We start from the raw sequence: 18309 nt of genomic DNA, 5'->3' as shown, positions 1-18309 counted from the left end.
CCGGGCCGACCGCAGCCTGAGGGCAGGAGGCCTGTCCGTCAGCTGTCCATGACCTTTTCGAGCGCCGCGGGATCTCGAGCGAGCTCGGGGCGCTCGGAGAGCACGATCATGAGCTTGAGCCTGGTTTTGGCGCCCGAGGCCTCCCCGCCGCGGACCGCGCCGTGCTTCTTCGAGTCTCCGACCGAACCGGGATAAGCGTAGGTCTCATAGGGGCGTCCGGCGAAGGCGCGGGTGGCTATGACGACAGCGACGCCCTGAGCGGCGGCCCTTGCGATGCCGTCCTCGAGTGCCGGCGGAATGTTCCCGCGCCCGTAGCCCTCGATCACAATGCCCTGGCAGCCCCGCGACAGCGCGAAGTCAATGTACTCGGGCCCCAGCCCGGTCTGGGCGGGAATGAGGTCGACCCGCGCCGTGAGGGTCCTTGGGTGAAAGACCTGGCGGCCGACCGGGGCGCGCCTGAAGATGACCCGGTCTTGGTCGCAGTAGCCCAGAGGGCCCCACCAGGGCGACTCAAAGGTGGCGCAGTTGGCGGAGTGGGTTTTCCGAACCTGGCCGGCCGCGTGTATGACGTTGTTGAGGACGACCAGAACCCCTTTGCCGCGGGCATTTTCGGAAGCGGCGGTCTGGACGGCGCAGTAGATGTTCGCGGGGCCGTCGGGCGAAGTGTCGGAGGCTCCCCTCATGGCGCCCACGACGCAGACCGGCTTGTCCGAACCGTGCAGGAGGTCGAGGAAATAGGCGGTTTCCTCCAGGGTGTCCGTGCCGTGCGTGATCACCGCGCCGGCTACTTCGCTGTCGGCCAGAGCGGATTCGATCTGCTGCGAGAGTTCAAACATCTTCTGCGGGCTCATGTTGCAGGAGGCGACGTTGGAAAACTCCCGGACCTCCACCCGGGCGAGGCTGCCCAGGCCGGGGACGGCGGCGGCAAGATCCTCGCCGCTGACGGCCGGGACGAGTCCTCCGCGGGCCTCGTCGTATTTCATGGCGATGGTCCCGCCGGTTGTAAACACGATAACTTTTTTCATTTTTTTGTCTCTTTTGTTTTTTAGGGAGCCAGAATCATTCATTTGCTGGACTGAAGGAAGGCGGCCGGCGGAGTGCTCCGCCGGCCTGCCGGTTCCTCAGCGCGTCAGACCAGCGTGAGGATAACCGTGATGATGAAGGCTACCAGGCAGCCGAAGAGGATGGAGGGACGCTGGAAGGCGTTCGCGGTCTTCAGGTCGGAGCCCGGGATCACCGGGATCACGGTCGCCAGGGCAGCCACGGGGCCGCCGGTGAGGAAATACTGGATGAGGGACGCGCCCGAGGCGGCCGCGAAGGCAGCGGCGAACGGGTCGGCCCCGGTGCCCAGAACCACCTGCAGGAAAGGCACCAGCACGGCCACTGAGGCCGCATAGGACTGCGTCATGAAGCCGGTGACGAAAGCGACGGCAAACATCACGAGGATCGGGGAGAGCGACAGCACCGGGGCGGCGAACTGCGAAATGGTGCTGACCAGGCCGATCTGCTTGATCACGGTCGACATGAACAGAAAGCCGATCGTGGCCACCAGCGGAGTGGCGATCAGGCCCACGCCCTTGAGCATGTCCTTTTCAGCTTCCTTGAAGTTCTTCGCAGCAAGCAGGGCGGTCACGATGGCCGCGGCTACGCCCACGAGGAAAATCGGCAGCCCGATCACGAACCCGATGAACAGGATCAGGAACGGGGTGAAGGCGCGCAACGAGGTCGTGGTGTACTTCTTCGCCTTGATCTGCTCGATGACCTTCTCGCGGTCTGCAGCCGAAATGTTGACGCCCCTGCGGCGCATGTCGGCGATAACCCGGAAGTAGGACAAGGCGAAGATGGACAGCGCGGCGATGAGGCCGAGCACGTTGAACAGTCCGTAGCCGATGCCGGCCGTGGCGAGAATGGCGACCTGGGTCGGATGGGTGAAGCCCGCCAGGTTGCCGATGTGCCCTGCGTGGGCCTGGATGCCGGCCACCTTGTTGGGGTCAACGCCCAGACGGACAGCCGCCGGGCCGGTAATCACAGCAGTGATTACCGGCTGGGTGAATCCGGTGAGGGCGCCGATCAGGCCGGCGGCGATGCCGCCCGCGGTGCACACGCCCGGGCCCCCGCCTATTTTGTTGCCCACCAGGACGATGTCGCGCACGATGACGTCAAGGAAGCCGGTGGCCTGCATGATGCCGATGAACAGCAGGATGCCGGTCATGTCCGCGATCACGGGGTTGAGGCCCGCATTGATCATTTTGGCGATGGTCATCGGGGCTTTGCCGGATATCGGAAATCCGGCCGCAATGCCCGCCACGGCGGCCCCGACGATGGCGGTGAGGTAGATAGGCGTTTTACCGGTGATCATGATGATCAGCGTGATCACCATCAGCACCTGAGCGATGATCATTTGAGTTGTCATGGCTTCTTCTCCCCAACAGCCGCGCCGCAGCCGTCGGGGCGGCTCCCCCTCGGGCTGTGCACGACAATGGAAAACAAGTTGTAAATAAAATCACGAAAAAAGCAGCTTTCTGGAGACTTCAGCATCCAGAATAGCACTTATTTTTACAAGTTTTACCAAAAGAAGTAAATTATTTTTACTTTTTTGACGCATGACAAACAACTAATTATTACTAATTTTTACTTGTATAGGCTGAAAATGCCCAAATAGTTGGGAGTTCAGTTCCTTTTCGAGCAGAATTTTCGAGAGAAGTTGTATTTTCCAGTATGAAGACTACCGCCGCGTGAGGCGGGACTCCAGGGGAAGCCCCTGCATTTTGTTCGTCAGCTCGGTGGGCAGAATGGAATCGCGGGCGTTCTGGATGTGAAGCATCATGGCGGCCTTCGCCTGCTCCGGGTTTCCGTAGAGGATGGCGTTCACGATCCAGCTGTGCTCATCGGTGAGGATCTGGATGTGGCGCGCGGGGTTGCCGCTGAAGATCTTGACGATCATCAGCATGGTGGCCTTCATCTGATCGAGCAGCGCCTGAAGGGCCTCGACGTAGTAGTGGTTGTGGGTGGCCCGGGCCACCGCCATGTGAAAGGCCGTGTCCCGATCCATGTCGGAGTCCGTTCCCGGGACCGTCCCGTCGGTGTTGCTGTGGTACTCGTTGATGACGCGCAGATAGGCGCGCCGGATGCTTTCCTTGTCCTCGGTCGTTGCCCGGAGCGCGGCAAGGTAAGCGATGTTGCTCTCGAGCACAGACCGGTACTCGTAGCCCTGGAGCAGGTCGTTCCAGTTGTCTACGGTCTCGCTGTCGGGCAGCAGCGGCTGGGGCTTGCGCACGATAAAGGAGCCGGCTCCTCTCCTTGACTGAATGATGCCGTCTTCCCTGAGCTGCGACAGGGCCTCGCGGACGATGGGGCGTGAGACCTTGAACTCCTGGGCGAGCCGCTCCTCGGAAGGCAGTCTTGCGCCGGCAGGGAAGGCCGCGGGGGAACTGATCTTCTTGAGCAGTTCGTTGTAGACATAGGTGCCAAGAGAGGGAACGTTTTGTTTCATCGAAGGGAGGCCCAAAGGGTAAGCCCCGTCGGAAGAGGGCGTATCTGGGGCTATTTTAACCCGGCGCTGCGGCCCGACGAAAGGGAGGAGACGCCCCGCCTCAGGGGCTCTTCCCCCGCGGCGGAGCAGCCGTTCAGCAGGCTTTATCTTCCCCAGACCTCGTCGGCGATTCGGCGGATCAGCCGGAGCTTTTTCCACTGATCCTCCTCGGTGAGCACGTTGCCCTCCTCGGTGGACGAGAAGCCGCACTGCGGGGACAGGCACAGCCGCTCGAGCGGCACGAATTTCGAGGCTTCCCTGATCCTCGCCTTGACGGCCTCAGGATCCTCGAGCTGCGGGAACTTCGAGGTGACGAGCCCCAGCACCACGATCTGGTCCCTGATGAAGCGCAGCGGCTCGAAGCCGCCGGCGCGGTCTGAATCGTATTCGAGGAAGAAGCCGTCGACGCGGGCGTTGGCAAAGAGGATGGGGGCGACCGGGTCGTAGCCGCCGGAGGAGAACCAGGTGGAGCGGAAATTGCCGCGGCAGATATGCATCGTGACCGTCATGTCCTCGGGCTTCACTTCGAGGATCCGGTTGATGGTGTCGACGTAGCGGCGCTCGAGCCGGTCGAGGTCGATGCCCTGGGCGCTGTAGGCGGCGCGCTTCTCCCGGTCGCAGAACTCGCCCCAGGAGGTGTCGTCGAACTGCAGGTAGCGGCAGCCTTCCCGGTAAAAGGCGAGAAGTGCGTCGCGGTAGGTCTGGACGATGTCGTCAAACAGCACGTCCTCGCTGCGGTAGCGTTCGATGGGCCTGTAGTTCTGCAGCCCCCGCACGCACGGGATCAGATGCAGCATGGACGGCGACGGGATGGTGAACTTCACGAGCTGCTGCGGGCCGGCGATGTCCCGGATGTTCCTGAAGGCCTGAAGGAACGGATGGTTCCCGAAGCCGATTTTCTCCGTAAAGACCAGCTGGGCGCCTTTGGGCGAGGCTCCCTTGAAATGGACGGACCATTCCTCGGCGCTCACCTTCTTCACCCCCTCGAGGGCCTCGAGGAAGTCCAGGTGCCAGAGCGCGCGGGGGAACTCCCCGTCGGTGACGGCCTGCAGTCCGCACTCTTTTTCATGCCGGACCAGCTCCGCGATCGCCCGGCGGGTGACGGCGTCAAGCTCTTCGCGGCTGATTCGTCCGGCGGCGAAGTCGGCGCGGGCGGCCTTTACCTCGGGCGGGCGCAGGAAGCTGCCGACGATGTCGGCTCTGAATGGCGGGCGGGTTCTCTGTGACATGGCTCTGGGCTCCTGAATTTCTGAAAGGAAGGGACGGCCGGGCGGCGGGGGCGGGCCGCAGGGGGCGGACCCGGCCCTGCCCGGGCTGCATCCTGTGGCCCCATTCTGCCTCACCGGGTGCAAGGCTGCGTCGCCGGCGCGGGCCCCGGGCAGGTAATGGCTCAAAAAAGGAATAAAAAAAACGGGAAGGGGGAGAGAGTCCCTTCCCGGTCTTCGCTTCAGAGAGGCCTGGCGCGGGCAGCAGGACGCGCCGCGCCAGACCGCTCAGGCGCCTGGTGCCCCGTCAGGCCGGAACGCCGAAGGCGAGCGGCGGCGGAGGGGTCATGCGGATCATCCGGCGGCTGATGTCCTTCACGGAGGCCGCGCCGGTCAGGGTCATTGCGACGACGAGCTCGTTGCGGATCGTGCGGGCGAACAGCTCCACGCCGTCGGCCAGCGCGCCGTGGGCCGCGCGCACGAAGTGCCGCCCGGCGAGGCAGCCGTTCGCGCCGAGCGCGATGTACTTTTCAACATCGGTGCCGCGCTTGACGCAGCCGTCGACCAGGATCATGCAGCGTCCCTTCACGGCGTCCGCGATTTCAGGCAGAACTTCTGCCGTCCCCGGGGTGTCGGCAAGGGTGCGGCCGCCGTGGTTCGACACGACGATGCCGGCGGCTCCGGCGTTCAGGCAGGCCTTCGCTTCGTCCACGGTCATGATGCCCTTGAAGAGCAGCGGCAGGGGCGAAGCCTTCACCAGCTCGCGCAGCTGCGCGGGGGTCTTCGGCTCAACGGTCTGGCCTTTGGTCGCGCGGGCCGCGCGGCCGGCGGAGTCCAGGTCGATGGTGAAGGCGACCACGCCGGCGTTTGCGGCGATCTTCATGCGTTCAATGATGTCGGCCTGGCGGCGGGGCTTGAGGCCCACGATCGCCTTGAAGCCCTTGGACTTCAGGGTCTGCAGTCTCTTTTCAAAGACCTCGAGGGGATCCCCGATGCCGTCGGCCACGGCGCCCAGGGTGCCGGCGGCCGTGCAGCCGCCGCAGATCGCGGTCACGAACTCCTCTTCCGTGAGCCGCCCGCCCATGTTGTAGGTCGTGCCGCCGGTCGGGGCCGCCATCACCGGCATGGAGAGCTTCGTGCCGAAGAAGTCGATCGAGGTGTCGGGCTTGTGGACGTCGTGAACCATGCGGGCATTGAGGCGCACTGCGGCGAGGGCGTCGTAGTTCGCCTGGAAGGAGCGGCTCGCGCCCATGCCGCCGAAGCCCGGCACCTGGCCGATGCACGGTCCGCGCCCGTTGCACTCGGCGCAGACGTAGCAGCGCGGCATCATCATTTCACGGGCCCGGTCGAGAACGTCCTTCATCTTCAGGTTCTTGCCCGTGAGCGGGCGGACCTTTTTCTGTTCCTCCGCGGCCTGGGCCACAATCGGAATGCCGCTGATCGTCGTGGCGGCGGCCAGAACGGCGCCGGCGCGGAAGACGCTGCGGCGGGTCAAGTCAATGCCTGTCATTTTTAAGTCTCCTTTTTAGCGGGCCGCGGCGCTGGTTGAGTTGTGGTTGGAATCGCCGCGGACTTTCTTAATCATATAAATCCGCATAATCTGACAAAATAAATATGCATTTTTCGAATATTCTTTATGTTGTACCGTTAAATCGGATAAGTTCTGAACATGGGAAAGAAAGCGCTGGGTCGTGAAAAGCAGCCGGACGTGACCGCCGGAGTCCTGCAGGAGGGCGTGCGCGCCTTCCTGGTTCTGGGCGAGACCATGAGCTTCCAGGAAGCCGCGGCCCGGCTGGGAAAAAGCCAGCCCGCGGTCTCGCGCTCGGTCGCCGCGCTCGAGGCGGATCTCTGCGTGGAGCTGCTTGACCGCAGCGTGCGCCCGGTGCGGCTCACCCCGGAGGGCAGGGCCCTGAGGGAATTCCTGAAGGGCGAGCACGCGAGGCTGTCGCATCTGCTCACGGGCCTCAGGAGCGAGAACGCCGTCCGGCAGCCGTTGCGAATCGGCATCTGCGAGAGCCTGAGCTGGAGCTTCTCCTCGGCGCTCGCGCAGGAGGCGAAGAGCGGCTTTTCCTCCATGACCATTCTGGTCGGGGCGAGCTACAGCCTGCTCGCCCAGATGGACGCGGGGGACCTCGACATGCTTTTCTGCTCGAACCCCTTCGTCAACCGCAACGACCTCGCCTTCCATTTCGTCTTCGAGGAGCCGATGGTGCTCATCTTTCCAAAGGGGGCCCCGCTTGCCGCCGCCGGCAGTGCTCCGGGCTGGCACGATCTGCAGACCTGCGGGCTGCCTTATGTAAGGTGCGCCAAAATGAACGCCACAACCGAGGAGGAGCAGAAGAATATGAGCGAGCAGGGCGTTGTGTTCCTCAGCCGGCTCGTGGTGAATGAAAACGCCCTGCTGCTGCAGTTTGTGGCAAGGGGCCTCGGCTGGGGCGTCACCAAGCCGGCGACGCTCGCCCAGCACCCGGAGCTCGCGCGCGAGGTGCGGGTTTTTCCGGTTCCGGGCGCGCAGCTGATGCGCCGGGCGAGCGTGGTCACGAAGGCGGGGGCGGATCCGCGCTGCGCCGAAAAGGTGGCCGGGGTGCTCAAGGCCGCCTATGTGCGGGATGTGGTGCCCGAGGAGGTGAAGATCATTCCCTGGATCCGCGGCCTTGCCGGCACGGAAGACAGCGCCCGCAGGGCCGGAAGGCCGCGGCCTGCCAGAGCGGAGAGGCACTCATGAACCTGCGTGTACTGAAGTCTTTTTTAATGGTCTGCCGCACGGGCAACATCACGCGCGCCTCTGAACTCCTCCACCTGTCGCAGCCGGCTCTGTCCAGGCAGATTCAGGAGCTTGAGGAGGAGCTCGGGGCGCCGCTGTTCCTGCGCAGCAGGCGCCAGGTGACGCTCACCGAGGGCGGGCTGCTTTTCCAGAAGCGCGCGGCGGCCATTCTGGCGCTGGCCGAAGACGCTGCGGCCGAGGTCCGGCAGGCGCTTCGCTCCGGGGAGCTTGCCGGGCGCGTGAGAATCGGCGTGGTCGAGTCAAACGCCATGAAAGTTCTCGCGCGCGAGATCGGCCGGTGGCGCGCCGAGCACCCGCGGGTCGAATTCGAAATCCTGTCGGCCACGAGCGACAGCATCTCCTCGGGCCTTGACCGCGGCACCCTGGACATGGGGGTGGTGATAGAGCCGGTGGAGGTGGCGAAGTACGAATCGCTGGTGTTCCCCGTCACCGAGCGCTGGGGCGCGCTGGTCGGGAAGGCGAGCGCGCTTTGGGAGCTCGACAGCGTGAGTCTCGCGGAGCTCAAGGCTCAGCCGCTCATCCTGCCTTACCGCAGCATCGTCGACGACGCCGTCTCCGGCTGGTTTGAAAACGTCCCCGGGACGCTGCGCACGGCGGGCAGGGTGAGCCTGGTCTCAAACGCGTTTCCTCTGATTGAGGCGGGCATCGGAGCCGCCGTCTGCATCGAGGGCGCCTTCGCGATCCGCCCCTCGCCCGAGTGCCGCTTTGTGCCGATCGAGCCGGAGATCCGGACCGGCCACCGGCTGATCCGCCGCCGCCAGGGGCGGCTCGCCCGCGCGCCCGAGCTTTTCTGGAACGAGCTCTCGGCGCTTTGCGGGGGAGCCTGAGCCGCCTCAGGCCTTTCTCACGACGGCCAGGGCGTTGAGCGTCCTCGGGAACCCCAGATAGGGGGCTCCGGCCTGGAGCGCGTCGATCAGGTTCTGCCGGGTGAGGCCGCTTCTGAGGCAGGCTCCCGCGTGGGCCGCGAGCTGCGGCTCGCAGCCGCCCAGCGCCGCGATGGCGGAAAAGGTGACGAGCTCCCGCTCGCGCACCGCAAGCCCCTTTCGGGTGTAGTAGTCGCCGAAGCACCACCCGGTCAGGTCGTCCACGATGAGCGCCCGCTCGGAGTCGGCCGCCGACTGGTGCATCTTGTCGATGGCGGCCCCGAAGATCTTCTTCTGGACTTCGAGCCCTTTGCTGAAGCGGTTCGAGTCGTCGGTCGTGCCGAGCCCCCGGGGAAAGCTCCTGCCCGCCTCCCGGAGGGCCAGCGCCGCGGCGCGCAGCGCGGCCTCGGCCCGGGCGAGCCCGCTGTAGGGCGAAGTCTGGAATATGCTTTCATGGATCACCTCGGGGGAGACCCCGTCGCGCAGCGCGAGCCGGGTGAGCAGCCCCGCTTCCCCGGGCGTGCCCCCAGCGGTCACCACGGCAAGCAGCACGCAGTATTTCTGATCCGTGGAAAGGCTTGGGGCGCGGCTCTTTAATGTCAGGAGCCGGCGGCGGATCGCGTCAAGCTCTGGATCCGGGCCGGCCTCCTGCGGGGCGGAGGCCGAGGCCTCGCCGGTCAGACCCGCTGCCGCCGCGGCCATGAGGACAGAACGTCTGGAAAAACTCGTCATGATGAAATGGCTCCCTGAACTGACGGCGCGGGACATCCGCGCTTAGGCCCGAGTTTAAAAAGGCAGGTCATGAATAGCCAATGGTTATTTTTTATTATTAATAATGCAGTTTTCACATTTCATGCGATCGTCTTAGTCCGGCCGGACGAGGCCGGGGCGCCGGACCAGGCCTCCGGGCCCTGCCGGACGGTTCTCTCCCGCCTGCGGGGCGGCCCCCTGGGCGGGAGTAGCGCCCGCGCAAGGCTTCGGCCGCGCGGTTTTTCAGGCGGCGGGGGCTGAAGATCCCTCAAAGGCGGTACTTCGTTTGTGCCATTTTATTGACAAGTTTTCTTTTTCTCAGTAATATGCCCCATCCGTGCGCGCCCGTAGCTCAGTTGGATAGAGCACCTGGCTACGAACCAGGGGGTCGCGGGTTCGAATCCTACCGGGCGCACCACGAATCCCAACCCTTTTGGAATTGTTTCCAAAAGGGTTTTTAACCGGCGGAAAACCGTCCGGCGATGGGAAACGAAGTTTCCTCGGAACGCTCCGTTTTTTCAGGGTTTTATCCGATTGGTGTTTGTTCTAATTTCACTTGCAAGCATCTCTCGGACGTGGAAGAATGACGTCGTTCACCAGAAATGAAGCGGGTAATTTATCTACCGTCACTTCTGGGAGGAACAAATGATAAATTTCAATTCCATCCTAGATGGACGTTTTTGAGGTGTATACCGATGAATACCGCTCTTAAGATCGTCGCTGCCGCTGCCGTTGCCATGATGGCTGTTGCCTGCTCGAAGCCCGCTTCCGCTCCGGCCTCTTCCGCCGCTGCTTCCGCCCCGGCTTCTTCCATGGCCGCTTCCGCTCCGGCTTCTGACGCCGCTTCCGCCCCGGCTTCTTCCGCCGCCGCTTCCGCTCCGGCTTCTGCCGCTGCTTCTGCTCCGGCTTCTGCCGCTGCTTCTGCTCCGGCTTCTTCCGCCGCTGCCAAGAACTAATCTGGAAGCCTGCACCCGCGCGGTGTAGCTGCTGAAGATTAATTCAGAGCCCCGATCTGAAGTTTCAGACCGGGGTTTCGTTTTGCCTGCTTTTTCTGCGGGCGCCCCTTCAAAGGGCGCCAAAGGCCCCGGATCCTGAAAAAACACCGCACCCGTCCCCGCGGGCTAAGATCAGGGGCGCGGCGTTTCCGTTCGATTCCTTTTTCACCAGGCCTCCTTCATGCCCAGCATTCCCCTCTATGCCGTTCTGGTTCTTCTCGCGCTCGCGGCAGCGCCTGCCGTCCTTTTCGCGCTGCGGCTGCGGCGGGACCGCGAGGAGCTGAGGCGGGAGCTCCTCGCGGCCCTCCAGGAGGGGCTCGGGCGCGAGGCCGAGGCGGCCGAGGCCCGCGACAACCGGCTTCAGATGAGGCTTGCCCAGGCCGACAGCCTGCTGCGCGGCTCGATCGATCAGATGCGCGAGTCGATGCTGCGGCAGGCCCAGGGGCTCTCCGACGTGCAGAACCGGCAGCTGGCCGGAATGACCCGGGCGTTTTCCGAGAACTTCGCCTCCGTGAGCCAGGCCGTGAACGCGCAGCTCTCGACGCTGCGGGCCTCCAACGAAGAAAAGCTCGAGGCGATGCGCGCCACGGTCGAGGAGAAGATGGAGACGGTGCTGCAGTCGCGCCTGAACGAGCACTTCAGGCTGCTCGCCGCGCAGCTGGGCGAGGTGGAAAAGGGGCTGGGCGAAATGCGTTCCCTTGCGGGTAGCGTTGACACGCTCACGCGCGTGATGACCAACGTCAAGGTCCGCGGCACCCTGGGCGAGGTGCAGCTCGGGGCGATCCTCTCCCAGTTCCTCGCCCCCGGGCAGTACGCCGAGAACGTCGAGACGGTGCCCGGATCCGGCAGGCGGGTGGAGTTCGCGCTGAAGATGCCCGGCGCCGCCCCGGGCGAGACGGTCTGGCTGCCGATCGACTCCAAGTTCCCGCGCGAGGACTGGGAGCGGCTCGAGGACGCGCGCTCCTCGGGCGACCGGGAAATGGAGCAGGCCGCGCAGAAGGCGCTCCGGACCCGCTTCGAGTCCGAGGCGAAGGACATTTCCGCGAAGTACCTGCGCGCGCCCGAGACCACGGCCTTCGCCGTGATGTTCCTGCCCACCGAGAACCTCTATGCAGAGCTGCTCCGAATGCCCGGGCTGGCCGAAAAGCTGCAGCGCGAGCTGCACGTGATGCCCGCGGGCCCCACGGTGACCGCCGCCCTTCTCAACTCCCTTCAGGTCGGGTTCCGGACGCTTGCGGTGCAGGAGCGCTCCGCCGAGGTCTGGAAGCTGCTCGCGGCCGTGAAGTCGGAGTTCGCGGCCTTCGCGGGCGCCATGGACTCGGTGCAGAAAAAGCTCTCCCAGGCCGAGGAGGCCGTGAACCGCGTGCAGAGCCGCACGCGCCGGATGAGCCGCAGCCTCGAAGGGATCGAGGCCCCGGAGCGCCCCGGGGCGCTCCAGAACGGCGGGCAGGCGGCGGCCGAAGCTCCTCAGAAGCCCTCCGGGGAGTCCGGGGAGGCCTGAAAAAAGGGCCCGGCCCCTTACTCCCGGGGCTTCCGGAGCGCTTCGGCGGCCTGGGCCGGCATGAGGATCCGCAGCCCCGAGCGCGCGGTTTTCCGCCCGGCCTTCAGCACCAGGCGGTCCTTGGTGACGATCAGGCTCGCGCCCGCAGCCTCCGCGAGGTCGAAGAGCTTCTGGTCGAGGGGGTCGCGGCAGCCGAAGGGCGAGCAGGCGCGCCCCGGCGCGGGCCGCGCGAGCCGGTGCCAGCGCCCGAGGATCTCCTTCTGGCGCTCGAGGGGCTCGCCGAACTGCGGCCGGCCGAGAACCTCCGCGAATTCGTTTTCCGTGTCCTCGTCGCGGACCGCCGTGAAGGCTCCGGCCTCAAGCAGCGCGAGCAGGGGCAGGGCCTGCGGATCCCTGAAATGCCAGAAGTCCATGAGCACGTTGGTGTCGATCACCGCCGCGGGGAGGCCTTTCGGGATTTCAGCGCTCTCGCCGCCTGAGCGCAGGAGGCTGAGGAATGCCTTTATTTCTGAGCTTTTGGGCATGAGTCTTTTGGGGAAAAACAACGCCTGCCGGAGAACCGCCCGGCAGGCGAGGAGCGGGCGCCCCGCTTGGCCGGGGCGCCGCAAAGGACCGCGCTGCTTACTCGCAGAGCTGGGCGACCGTGTCGTGCTCCTTCACGAGCTCGGCGATCGTCGCATCGAGCCTCGCGCGGCCCGAGGCGGTGATCGGCAGGTCCTTCACGATCTCGTACTCGCCGCCGCCGGTGCAGATGCAGGGGAAGCCGCAGACCAGGCCCTCGGGCACGCCGTAGGAGCCGTCGGAAGGAACGGCCATCGTGACGATGCGGCCGTTCGAGCCGTTCCACCAGTCGTGCATGTGGTCGATGGCGGCGGAGGCCGCGGAGGCCGCGGAGGACTTGCCGCGCGCCTTGATGATGGCGCTGCCGCGCTTGGCGACGGTGGGCAGGAAGTAGTCGTTGTACCAGGCTTCGTCAACGAGCTCCGTCGCCTTGACGCCCGCGATCGTGCACTGGGAGATGTCGGGGTACATGGAGTTCGAGTGGTTGCCCCAGACCTTGAGCCCGGAAATCGAGCACACGGGCCTGCCGGTCTTCTGCGCGAGCTGCGCGACCGCGCGGTTGTGGTCGAGGCGCATCATGGCGCTGAAGCACTTGGGCGAGAGCGACGGGGCGTTGTGCATCGCGATGTAGGCGTTCGTGTTGCAGGGGTTGCCCACCACGAGCACCTTCACGTTGCGGTCCGCCGTCTGGTCGAGGGCTTCGCCCTGGCTCTGGAAGATCGGGCCATTTGCGAGCAGCAGGTCCGAGCGGGCCATGCCGGGGCCGCGGGGCATGGAGCCCACGAGGAAGGCCGCCTGGGTCTTTTCGAAGGCCTCGAGCGGGTCGGTCGTCGTGATCACGCGGGTGAGCAGCGGGAAGGCGCTGTCAAAGAGCTCCATGCACACGCCGTTCAGCGAGGCCTTGGACTGCTCGTTGTCGCGCTCGAGCAGCTGCAGCTGCACCGGCGTGTTCGGGCCGAAGACCGCGCCGCTTGCGATCCTGAAAAGCAGCGCGTAGCCGATGTTGCCGGCCGCGCCGGTGATGGTGACGCGCACCGTAGGATTCAGTTTGGGGTGATTGGCTGGACAGGTCATAAGTTTTGTTTCTCCTTTCGCCGCTCCCGGCGGAGTCTGTGCGCCGGAGGCCTAGGTAAACGGGTTCATTTTAACGAAAGGGCCGGGGCCCTGAAAGGTTTCCGCAGAGCTCTTTTTCAGCTCCGGCCCGGGCGGGATTCGAAGCGCGCCTCTTTTCTTCGGCCAATGCCTTTAAAATTCCCCTGTTGCCAGAAGGTTTTTCTTTTCGGGTTTGCTTTTCATGAAACAACGCATGAAGTCCACCGTCTTCTGCCTGTCGATGCTTGGCTGCGCGGCCGCCCTGGCCGAGCCCCTGGGGGCCGTGCTTGAAGGCTCGCAGATCGTCACGGAAAAAGGGAGCCCGGCTCCCGTTGTTTCGCGGCCGGCGCCGCAGAACGCCGCCCCGGGCGGGGACGAGGCCGCGCCGGACTTCAACATCTACGACGAAAGGCAGATCCCGCAGCGCTGGCCCGAAGGGTCTATTCAGACGCCCGGGCAGGCCCGCCAGGCCCTGAAGGACATCGAGGAGCTGCGCGGCCGCGTCCATGACGCGGCCCTGAAGAAGCACCTCGCCTGCAAGGACGGGACGATCTTCATGGACTACTGCCGGGGCCGCGTGCGCTCGGCCGCGAACGCCCGCATGAAGGAGCTCGACCGGGCCGCCGCCGAGGCCCGGGCCGTGATCGCGTCCACGACGCCCGCGAAGGACCCGGCCGCGCCGGCTAAGAGCTCGGTGCTCAAGGACAAATGGGACGCGCTTTTTGCGAAGCTGCCCGCGGGGATCGACGACCGCTCGATTCTCGAGCGCTGGCCCGAGGGCTCCATCACGAGCCACGACAAGGCCGAGGCGGCCCTGAAGGACGTGGACCGCTCGAGAAGCGCCATGGAGCGGGAAGCCGACGAGGCGCACGATGTCTGCATCGGGCATTTCCTCGTCTCGAACTGCTGGGATCGCGTCCGCACCGCGCGCTTTAACCGCGAGAAGGAGTTCCGCCGCGTGGAGCTCGAGGCGAAGAACTTCATCCGCGCGGAAAACACGGAGAAGGAGCAGAACAAGAAGCTCGCGGCGAAGATTGAGGAGGGCGTCGAGCTCACGCCCGAGGAGCGCGCCCTCGCCGCGGGCAGCATCGAGCGGGCCACCCGCCGCCAGGCCGACGCCGACGAGCGGCTGCGCCGCCAGGCCGCGGCCGAAGAGCGCGTGGCGAAGGCCCGGGCCGACGCGCTGGAGAAGCAGAGCAAGGAGCTGCAGGCGCAGGCCGACGCCGCCAAACGCGAGGCTTCGCTCGCGGAGCGCCGCGCGAAGGCCGAGGAGAACCGCCAGAAGGCGGCCGAGCGCGCCGCGAGCGCTGAAAAGACCCGGGAGCGCGTGGCGGCCAACCGGCAGAAGGCCGCGCAGCGCCGCGCCGAGGACCCGAGCTATGAGAAGGCCTCACAGCGCCGCGAGCAGCAGGCCGCCGAGCGCGAGAAAAAGAGTGCTGAGCAGGGAGCCCGGCTGCAGGAGCAGCGCGAGCGCCGCCGCGCCGCCGCCCAGGCCGAGCGCGAAAAGCGCGCCGCGGCCCAGCAGCGCTACGACGAGGAAAAGAAAAAGCGGCAGAAGTCCCTGAACCCCTTCCAGTGACCTCCGGGAAAGGGAGTCCGCACGCCATCATGCCGCTCGCAAACGAAATCAAGGCCGGGGAGGAGCTCCTGCGGAAAGTGCAGGAGGCCTTCAGCCCCGGGGGAGCCCTGCAGCGCGCGCTTCCGGGGTTCGTCCCCCGCGACAGCCAGCGCGGCTTCGCCCTCGAGGTGGCCCGCACGATCATCAGCCGCGGCACTCTCGTCGCGGAGGCCGGCACCGGCACCGGCAAGACCTTCGCCTACCTGGTGCCGGCTCTTCTGGCCGGGGCCCGGGTCCTGGTCTCCACCGCGGGCAAGCCCCTGCAGGACCAGCTCTTCGGCAGGGACCTGCCGCAGATTCTTCGGGCGCTGCGGCTGCAGGCCGACTGCGCGATCCTCAAGGGGCGCTCGAACTACATCTGCCTCAAGCGGCTGCGGGAGGTGCAGCGGCTTCCGACCCGCGAGGACGTGGCCTACCTGCGCGACATCCGGATTTTCGCCGAAACGAACGCCGCGGGGGACCGCTCGGAGCTCGTCCACATTCCCGAAAACGACCCGATCTGGCCGCTCGTCACCTCGACGAGGGAAAACTGCACCGGGCAGAAGTGCCCCTGCTTCAAGGACTGCTTCCTCAACAAGGCGAGAAAGCGCGCCCGGGCCTCCGACATCCTCGTCGTGAACCACCACCTCTTTCTGTCCTCGCTTGCGATCGGGGAGGAGGGGGCCGAGGAGCTGCTGCCCGCGATGCCCGTCACCGTGATCGACGAAGCGCACCAGCTGCCCGCGATCGCCACGGACTTCTTCGGCAGCGTCTTTTCCACCTACTCGGTGGTGGACTTCGCGCGCGAGGCGCTGCTGCTGGCCAAGACGAAGGCGCCGGGCGGCGCCCGCTGGGACGAGCTCACGCAGGCGGTGAGCCTCGCGGCCAAGGAGATTCCGGCCGCGGCGGCCGAAAGCCTCGGGCTCGAGGAGGGCGACCGCGTGAGGGCCGGGGAAAAGGAGCTCGGGGGGCTCTCCGGGCCGCTTTCCAGGCTCTCTTCGAAGCTCTCGCAGCTGGCCGCCGCGCTCTCGGAGAACGCGGGCCGCGACCCCGACCTCGACCTGCTGCTGCCGCGCTGCGCGGGCTACATGGAGCAGGCCGACTCGTGGAACGCCTTCATCCGGGACGGGGAGCCCCGGAGTGAAGACGGCACCGCCCCGCATGTGCGCTGGCTGCAGATGGGCAAGCTCGGGCTGAGGCTGTGCGACACGCCGCTCTCCGTGGGGGACAAGATCCGCGCGATCCGCGAGGAGAAGGGCGAGGCCTGGGTGCTCACCTCGGCCACGCTCTCGACCGCGGGCGACTTCACGCACTTTCTCACCGAGCTCGGGCTCGAGGACGCGAAGACCGCGGCCTGGGAGTCGCCCTTTGACTTTGCCACGCACGCGGCGCTCTACATTCCGAAGGGGCTGCCCTCCGATCCCCGCGCGCCCGGCTTCCCGCAGTTCGTGGCGGAGTGCGCCTGGCCCTTCGTCCGCAAGGCCGGGGGCCGCGCCTTTTTCCTGTGCACGAGCCTGAAGGCGGTGGAGGCGGTGGCCGACCGGCTCGAGTCCCTCGCGCTCGAGGCCGGGGTGCAGCTGCGGGTGCTCCGCCAGGGCAGCGGCACCCGAAAGGGGCTGCTCGAGCAGTACCGCGAGGAAAAGCACGCGGTCCTCGTGGGCTCGATGAGCTTCTGGGAAGGCATCGACATCAAGGGCGACGCGCTTTCGATCGTCGTGATCGACAAGTTTCCCTTCGCGCCGCCCGACGACCCGGTGGTCGCGGCGCGCCGCGAGTGGATCGAGCAAAACGGCGGCAGCCCCTTCCTCGACTACCAGGTGCCGGAAATGGTGACGGCGCTGCGCCAGGGCGCGGGCCGCCTGATCCGCAGCGAAACCGACCGGGGCGTGCTGATCCTGTGCGACCCGAGGGCCTTCGACAAGTGGCATTCCTACGGCCGCAGGGTCATCATGAGCCTGCCCGGCTTCGGGCGGACCTCGAACGAGGAGGTGGCGCTCAGCTTCATCCCGGAGCCCGGCAGCGCAGCCGCGGGGCGCTGAGCGCCGGATCCCCCTTTCGGAGGGTTCGGCGGGCCATAGATTGTGGTATTCTTTCGAAGCCGGCCCAATCAATTGGGCCAAGATGAATATAGAGGGGATGCGGCCCGCCGTGGGGCGGGTGCGTCCCCCGGAGGAAAAAAGATGAGTGAAATCGAGCTGAAGGACAGCGAGCGGCAGAAGTGCGAAGTCTGGACCCGGGTGATGGGCTATCACCGTCCGGTCCAGTCCTTTAACATCGGCAAGCAGGGCGAGTTCCTCGAGCGGAAGTTCTTCGTCGAGTCGAAGTGCAGGCTCGGGACCGCGCCGAGAAGGGAGAAGGCGAGCGCCTGAGGCGTTTGTTTTCCGGCCCCTTAAGGCGAAAAAGCCCGGCGTCCCTTCAAAAGGGAGCCGGGCTTTGGCGTTTCCGGCCGCGCCTGAAGGGGCGGCCGGAGTCCTCCTTCAAAAGGAGGCCCTGATCAGCGCTTCGACCACTTGCCGGCCTGGATGGCCGACGGGTTGAGGGCGACGGGGGCTTCGACCAGCTGGAGCGTGTCGCGGTCGGTGTGCAGGAAAGCCTGGTCGCTGCCCGCCACCTTGAGGACCGTCGTCTCCTCGTAGCTCACGGTGCCGTCGTCGTTGTAGGTCAGCTTGAAGCTGAAGCCCACGGTGTTGAAGTTCTTCTCGAGGAAGGGGTTGGAGAGGATGCCGCTCACCTCGTCGCCCTTGGCGGCCTGAACGGTCCACTCGAGGGCGTTCTCCTCGGTCGTGCCGACGGCGAGCACCGTCTGGCCGCGCGGAATGGAGGCCGTCATGTAGAGCTGCTTGGTCGCCGGCTCCCAGAGCAGATAGCCCACCTGGTCGTGGAAGGCCTCGAGTTCGCCCGGGCGGGTCACGTGCTGGTGGTAGCGCAGCCCGTAGAAGAGCTGCGGGCCGTTGGTCTGCGGGTCGATCACCTCAAACTCCCAGCGTTCGACGTACGGCTCGGTCACCGGGCCGCTTTCCTCCGGATGGGTGTCTTCGCCGAGCTTGCCCTCCCAGACTCCGGCAAGGTGCTTGAGGGGGCCGAGGTTCCTGCGAGTGTCCGGATCAAAATCGGGTTCCTGGAAAATATTCTCCATGTTCTGTCCTTTACTCAGGTAACGGATAAAGTGCTTCAAGGGCCGCTCTGCGGGGGCGCCAGCCCAGAGAGGGGCTCGTCCTTACGAAGTGCGGCTGATTGAAAAAGAATTTAACACTTATTTAAGAAGAGACCTAGTCTTTTTAGCCCGGCCGGACCGGGCTTTGGACGCCCATATTAGCAGAGGCTAATCAATATAGCCGCAAATAAAAAGCTAAAATCCGCCTCCACCGGCCGGAAAGCCGTAAGATGTTGGACAGCTTTTTATAAGAAAATTTTCACCCAAGCCGCGG

General features: G+C 65.6%; 16 protein-coding genes and 1 tRNA gene. 7 read left to right on the top strand and 10 right to left on the bottom strand.

The features are described from left to right. Positions 1 to 38: 38 nt before the first annotated feature. From MUN46_RS00410 to MUN46_RS00390, 5 genes are all read right to left on the bottom strand, one after another. Positions 39 to 1025 carry an asparaginase gene (locus MUN46_RS00410; protein WP_243376861.1) on the bottom strand — a complete coding sequence of 329 codons (987 nt, stop codon included), beginning with the start codon at positions 1023 to 1025 and terminating at the stop codon, positions 39 to 41. Positions 1026 to 1129: 104 nt separating this feature from the next. Beyond that, positions 1130 to 2413, bottom strand: coding sequence for a transporter permease (locus MUN46_RS00405; RefSeq protein ID WP_237978530.1), 1284 nt, complete (start codon positions 2411 to 2413; stop codon positions 1130 to 1132). Positions 2414 to 2725: 312 nt separating this feature from the next. After that, on the bottom strand, positions 2726 to 3493 hold the full coding sequence (locus MUN46_RS00400) for a FadR/GntR family transcriptional regulator (protein ID WP_243376862.1): 768 nt from the start codon (positions 3491 to 3493) through the stop codon (positions 2726 to 2728). Positions 3494 to 3636: 143 nt separating this feature from the next. Continuing rightward, a complete protein-coding gene (locus MUN46_RS00395) occupies positions 3637 to 4761 on the bottom strand; it encodes a 5-methyltetrahydropteroyltriglutamate--homocysteine S-methyltransferase (RefSeq protein WP_237978528.1) in 1125 nt (374 codons plus the stop codon). A gap of 283 nt (positions 4762 to 5044) precedes the next feature. Further along, the gene (locus tag MUN46_RS00390) at positions 5045 to 6247 is read right to left on the bottom strand and encodes an alpha-hydroxy-acid oxidizing protein (RefSeq protein ID WP_243376863.1); all 1203 of its coding nucleotides are present in this window, start codon (positions 6245 to 6247) and stop codon (positions 5045 to 5047) included. Between the two features lie 159 nt (positions 6248 to 6406). On the opposite strand from MUN46_RS00390, the gene MUN46_RS00385 reads away from it, so the two are divergent. Together MUN46_RS00385 and MUN46_RS00380 are read left to right on the top strand one after the other, a co-directional pair. Continuing rightward, complete coding sequence (locus MUN46_RS00385) at positions 6407 to 7462, top strand: LysR family transcriptional regulator (protein WP_243376864.1); 1056 nt, start codon at positions 6407 to 6409, stop codon at positions 7460 to 7462. Continuing rightward, positions 7459 to 8349: a LysR family transcriptional regulator gene (locus MUN46_RS00380; RefSeq protein ID WP_243376866.1), complete on the top strand. Its 891-nt coding sequence runs from the start codon at positions 7459 to 7461 to the stop codon at positions 8347 to 8349. The genes MUN46_RS00385 and MUN46_RS00380 overlap by 4 nt, the downstream gene beginning before the upstream one ends. Positions 8350 to 8355: 6 nt before the next feature. Here the strand turns inward: MUN46_RS00380 and MUN46_RS00375 are convergent, their stop codons facing one another. After that, complete coding sequence (locus MUN46_RS00375) at positions 8356 to 9117, bottom strand: carboxymuconolactone decarboxylase family protein (protein ID WP_243376867.1); 762 nt, start codon at positions 9115 to 9117, stop codon at positions 8356 to 8358. Between the two features lie 359 nt (positions 9118 to 9476). Here MUN46_RS00375 and MUN46_RS00370 point away from each other — a divergent pair. Then, positions 9477 to 9553 (top strand) — tRNA-Arg (locus MUN46_RS00370). A 237-nt stretch (positions 9554 to 9790) separates the two neighbouring features. Here the strand turns inward: MUN46_RS00370 and MUN46_RS00365 are convergent. Beyond that, a complete protein-coding gene (locus tag MUN46_RS00365) occupies positions 9791 to 10084 on the bottom strand; it encodes a hypothetical protein (protein WP_243376868.1) in 294 nt (97 codons plus the stop codon). A gap of 227 nt (positions 10085 to 10311) precedes the next feature. Here MUN46_RS00365 and MUN46_RS00360 point away from each other — a divergent pair, with 227 nt between their 5' ends. Continuing rightward, entirely contained in the window at positions 10312 to 11631 is a 1320-nt protein-coding gene (locus tag MUN46_RS00360; protein ID WP_243376869.1) for a DNA recombination protein RmuC, read from the top strand. Positions 11632 to 11648: 17 nt separating this feature from the next. On the opposite strand, the gene MUN46_RS00355 is transcribed toward MUN46_RS00360, so the two are convergent. Both MUN46_RS00355 and MUN46_RS00350 read right to left on the bottom strand, forming a co-directional pair. Then, positions 11649 to 12155 carry a PIN domain-containing protein gene (locus MUN46_RS00355; RefSeq protein ID WP_243376870.1) on the bottom strand — a complete coding sequence of 169 codons (507 nt, stop codon included), beginning with the start codon at positions 12153 to 12155 and terminating at the stop codon, positions 11649 to 11651. Between the two features lie 97 nt (positions 12156 to 12252). Then, positions 12253 to 13266 (bottom strand): malate dehydrogenase, encoded by a 1014-nt coding sequence (locus MUN46_RS00350; RefSeq protein ID WP_243376872.1) that lies wholly within the window; start codon positions 13264 to 13266, stop codon positions 12253 to 12255. Between the two features lie 220 nt (positions 13267 to 13486). Between MUN46_RS00350 and MUN46_RS00345 the strand changes: the two genes are divergently transcribed. From MUN46_RS00345 to nrdD, 3 genes are all read left to right on the top strand, one after another. Continuing rightward, positions 13487 to 14863: a hypothetical protein gene (locus MUN46_RS00345; protein WP_243376874.1), complete on the top strand. Its 1377-nt coding sequence runs from the start codon at positions 13487 to 13489 to the stop codon at positions 14861 to 14863. A gap of 29 nt (positions 14864 to 14892) precedes the next feature. Then, positions 14893 to 16920: a DNA repair helicase YoaA gene (locus tag MUN46_RS00340; protein ID WP_243376875.1), complete on the top strand. Its 2028-nt coding sequence runs from the start codon at positions 14893 to 14895 to the stop codon at positions 16918 to 16920. 141 nt (positions 16921 to 17061) lie between these two features. Further along, positions 17062 to 17250 (top strand): anaerobic ribonucleoside-triphosphate reductase, encoded by a 189-nt coding sequence (gene nrdD, locus MUN46_RS00335; protein WP_237978517.1) that lies wholly within the window; start codon positions 17062 to 17064, stop codon positions 17248 to 17250. Between the two features lie 125 nt (positions 17251 to 17375). Here nrdD and MUN46_RS00330 read toward each other — a convergent pair whose 3' ends face one another. Further along, positions 17376 to 18017 (bottom strand): heme-binding beta-barrel domain-containing protein, encoded by a 642-nt coding sequence (locus MUN46_RS00330; protein ID WP_243376876.1) that lies wholly within the window; start codon positions 18015 to 18017, stop codon positions 17376 to 17378. Between the last annotated feature and the right edge of the window lie 292 nt (positions 18018 to 18309).

The organism is Mesosutterella faecium, from assembly GCF_022809315.2.
GTDB lineage: Bacteria > Pseudomonadota > Gammaproteobacteria > Burkholderiales > Burkholderiaceae_F > Mesosutterella > Mesosutterella faecium.
This window is presented reverse-complemented; position numbering and strand designations above follow the sequence as displayed.

Bases quoted from the DNA above. Each gene is read 5' to 3' on its own strand.
- MUN46_RS00410 (WP_243376861.1), bottom strand. From the start codon at position 1,025: ATGAAAAAAGTTATCGTGTTTACAACCGGCGGGACCATCGCCATGAAA.
- MUN46_RS00405 (WP_237978530.1), bottom strand. From the start codon at position 2,413: ATGACAACTCAAATGATCATCGCTCAGGTGCTGATGGTGATCACGCTG.
- MUN46_RS00400 (WP_243376862.1), bottom strand. From the start codon at position 3,493: ATGAAACAAAACGTTCCCTCTCTTGGCACCTATGTCTACAACGAACTG.
- MUN46_RS00395 (WP_237978528.1), bottom strand. From the start codon at position 4,761: ATGTCACAGAGAACCCGCCCGCCATTCAGAGCCGACATCGTCGGCAGC.
- MUN46_RS00390 (WP_243376863.1), bottom strand. From the start codon at position 6,247: ATGACAGGCATTGACTTGACCCGCCGCAGCGTCTTCCGCGCCGGCGCC.
- MUN46_RS00385 (WP_243376864.1), top strand. From the start codon at position 6,407: ATGGGAAAGAAAGCGCTGGGTCGTGAAAAGCAGCCGGACGTGACCGCC.
- MUN46_RS00380 (WP_243376866.1), top strand. From the start codon at position 7,459: ATGAACCTGCGTGTACTGAAGTCTTTTTTAATGGTCTGCCGCACGGGC.
- MUN46_RS00375 (WP_243376867.1), bottom strand. From the start codon at position 9,117: ATGACGAGTTTTTCCAGACGTTCTGTCCTCATGGCCGCGGCGGCAGCG.
- MUN46_RS00360 (WP_243376869.1), top strand. From the start codon at position 10,312: ATGCCCAGCATTCCCCTCTATGCCGTTCTGGTTCTTCTCGCGCTCGCG.
- MUN46_RS00355 (WP_243376870.1), bottom strand. From the start codon at position 12,155: ATGCCCAAAAGCTCAGAAATAAAGGCATTCCTCAGCCTCCTGCGCTCA.
- MUN46_RS00350 (WP_243376872.1), bottom strand. From the start codon at position 13,266: ATGACCTGTCCAGCCAATCACCCCAAACTGAATCCTACGGTGCGCGTC.
- MUN46_RS00345 (WP_243376874.1), top strand. From the start codon at position 13,487: ATGAAACAACGCATGAAGTCCACCGTCTTCTGCCTGTCGATGCTTGGC.
- MUN46_RS00340 (WP_243376875.1), top strand. From the start codon at position 14,893: ATGCCGCTCGCAAACGAAATCAAGGCCGGGGAGGAGCTCCTGCGGAAA.
- nrdD (WP_237978517.1), top strand. From the start codon at position 17,062: ATGAGTGAAATCGAGCTGAAGGACAGCGAGCGGCAGAAGTGCGAAGTC.
- MUN46_RS00330 (WP_243376876.1), bottom strand. From the start codon at position 18,017: ATGGAGAATATTTTCCAGGAACCCGATTTTGATCCGGACACTCGCAGG.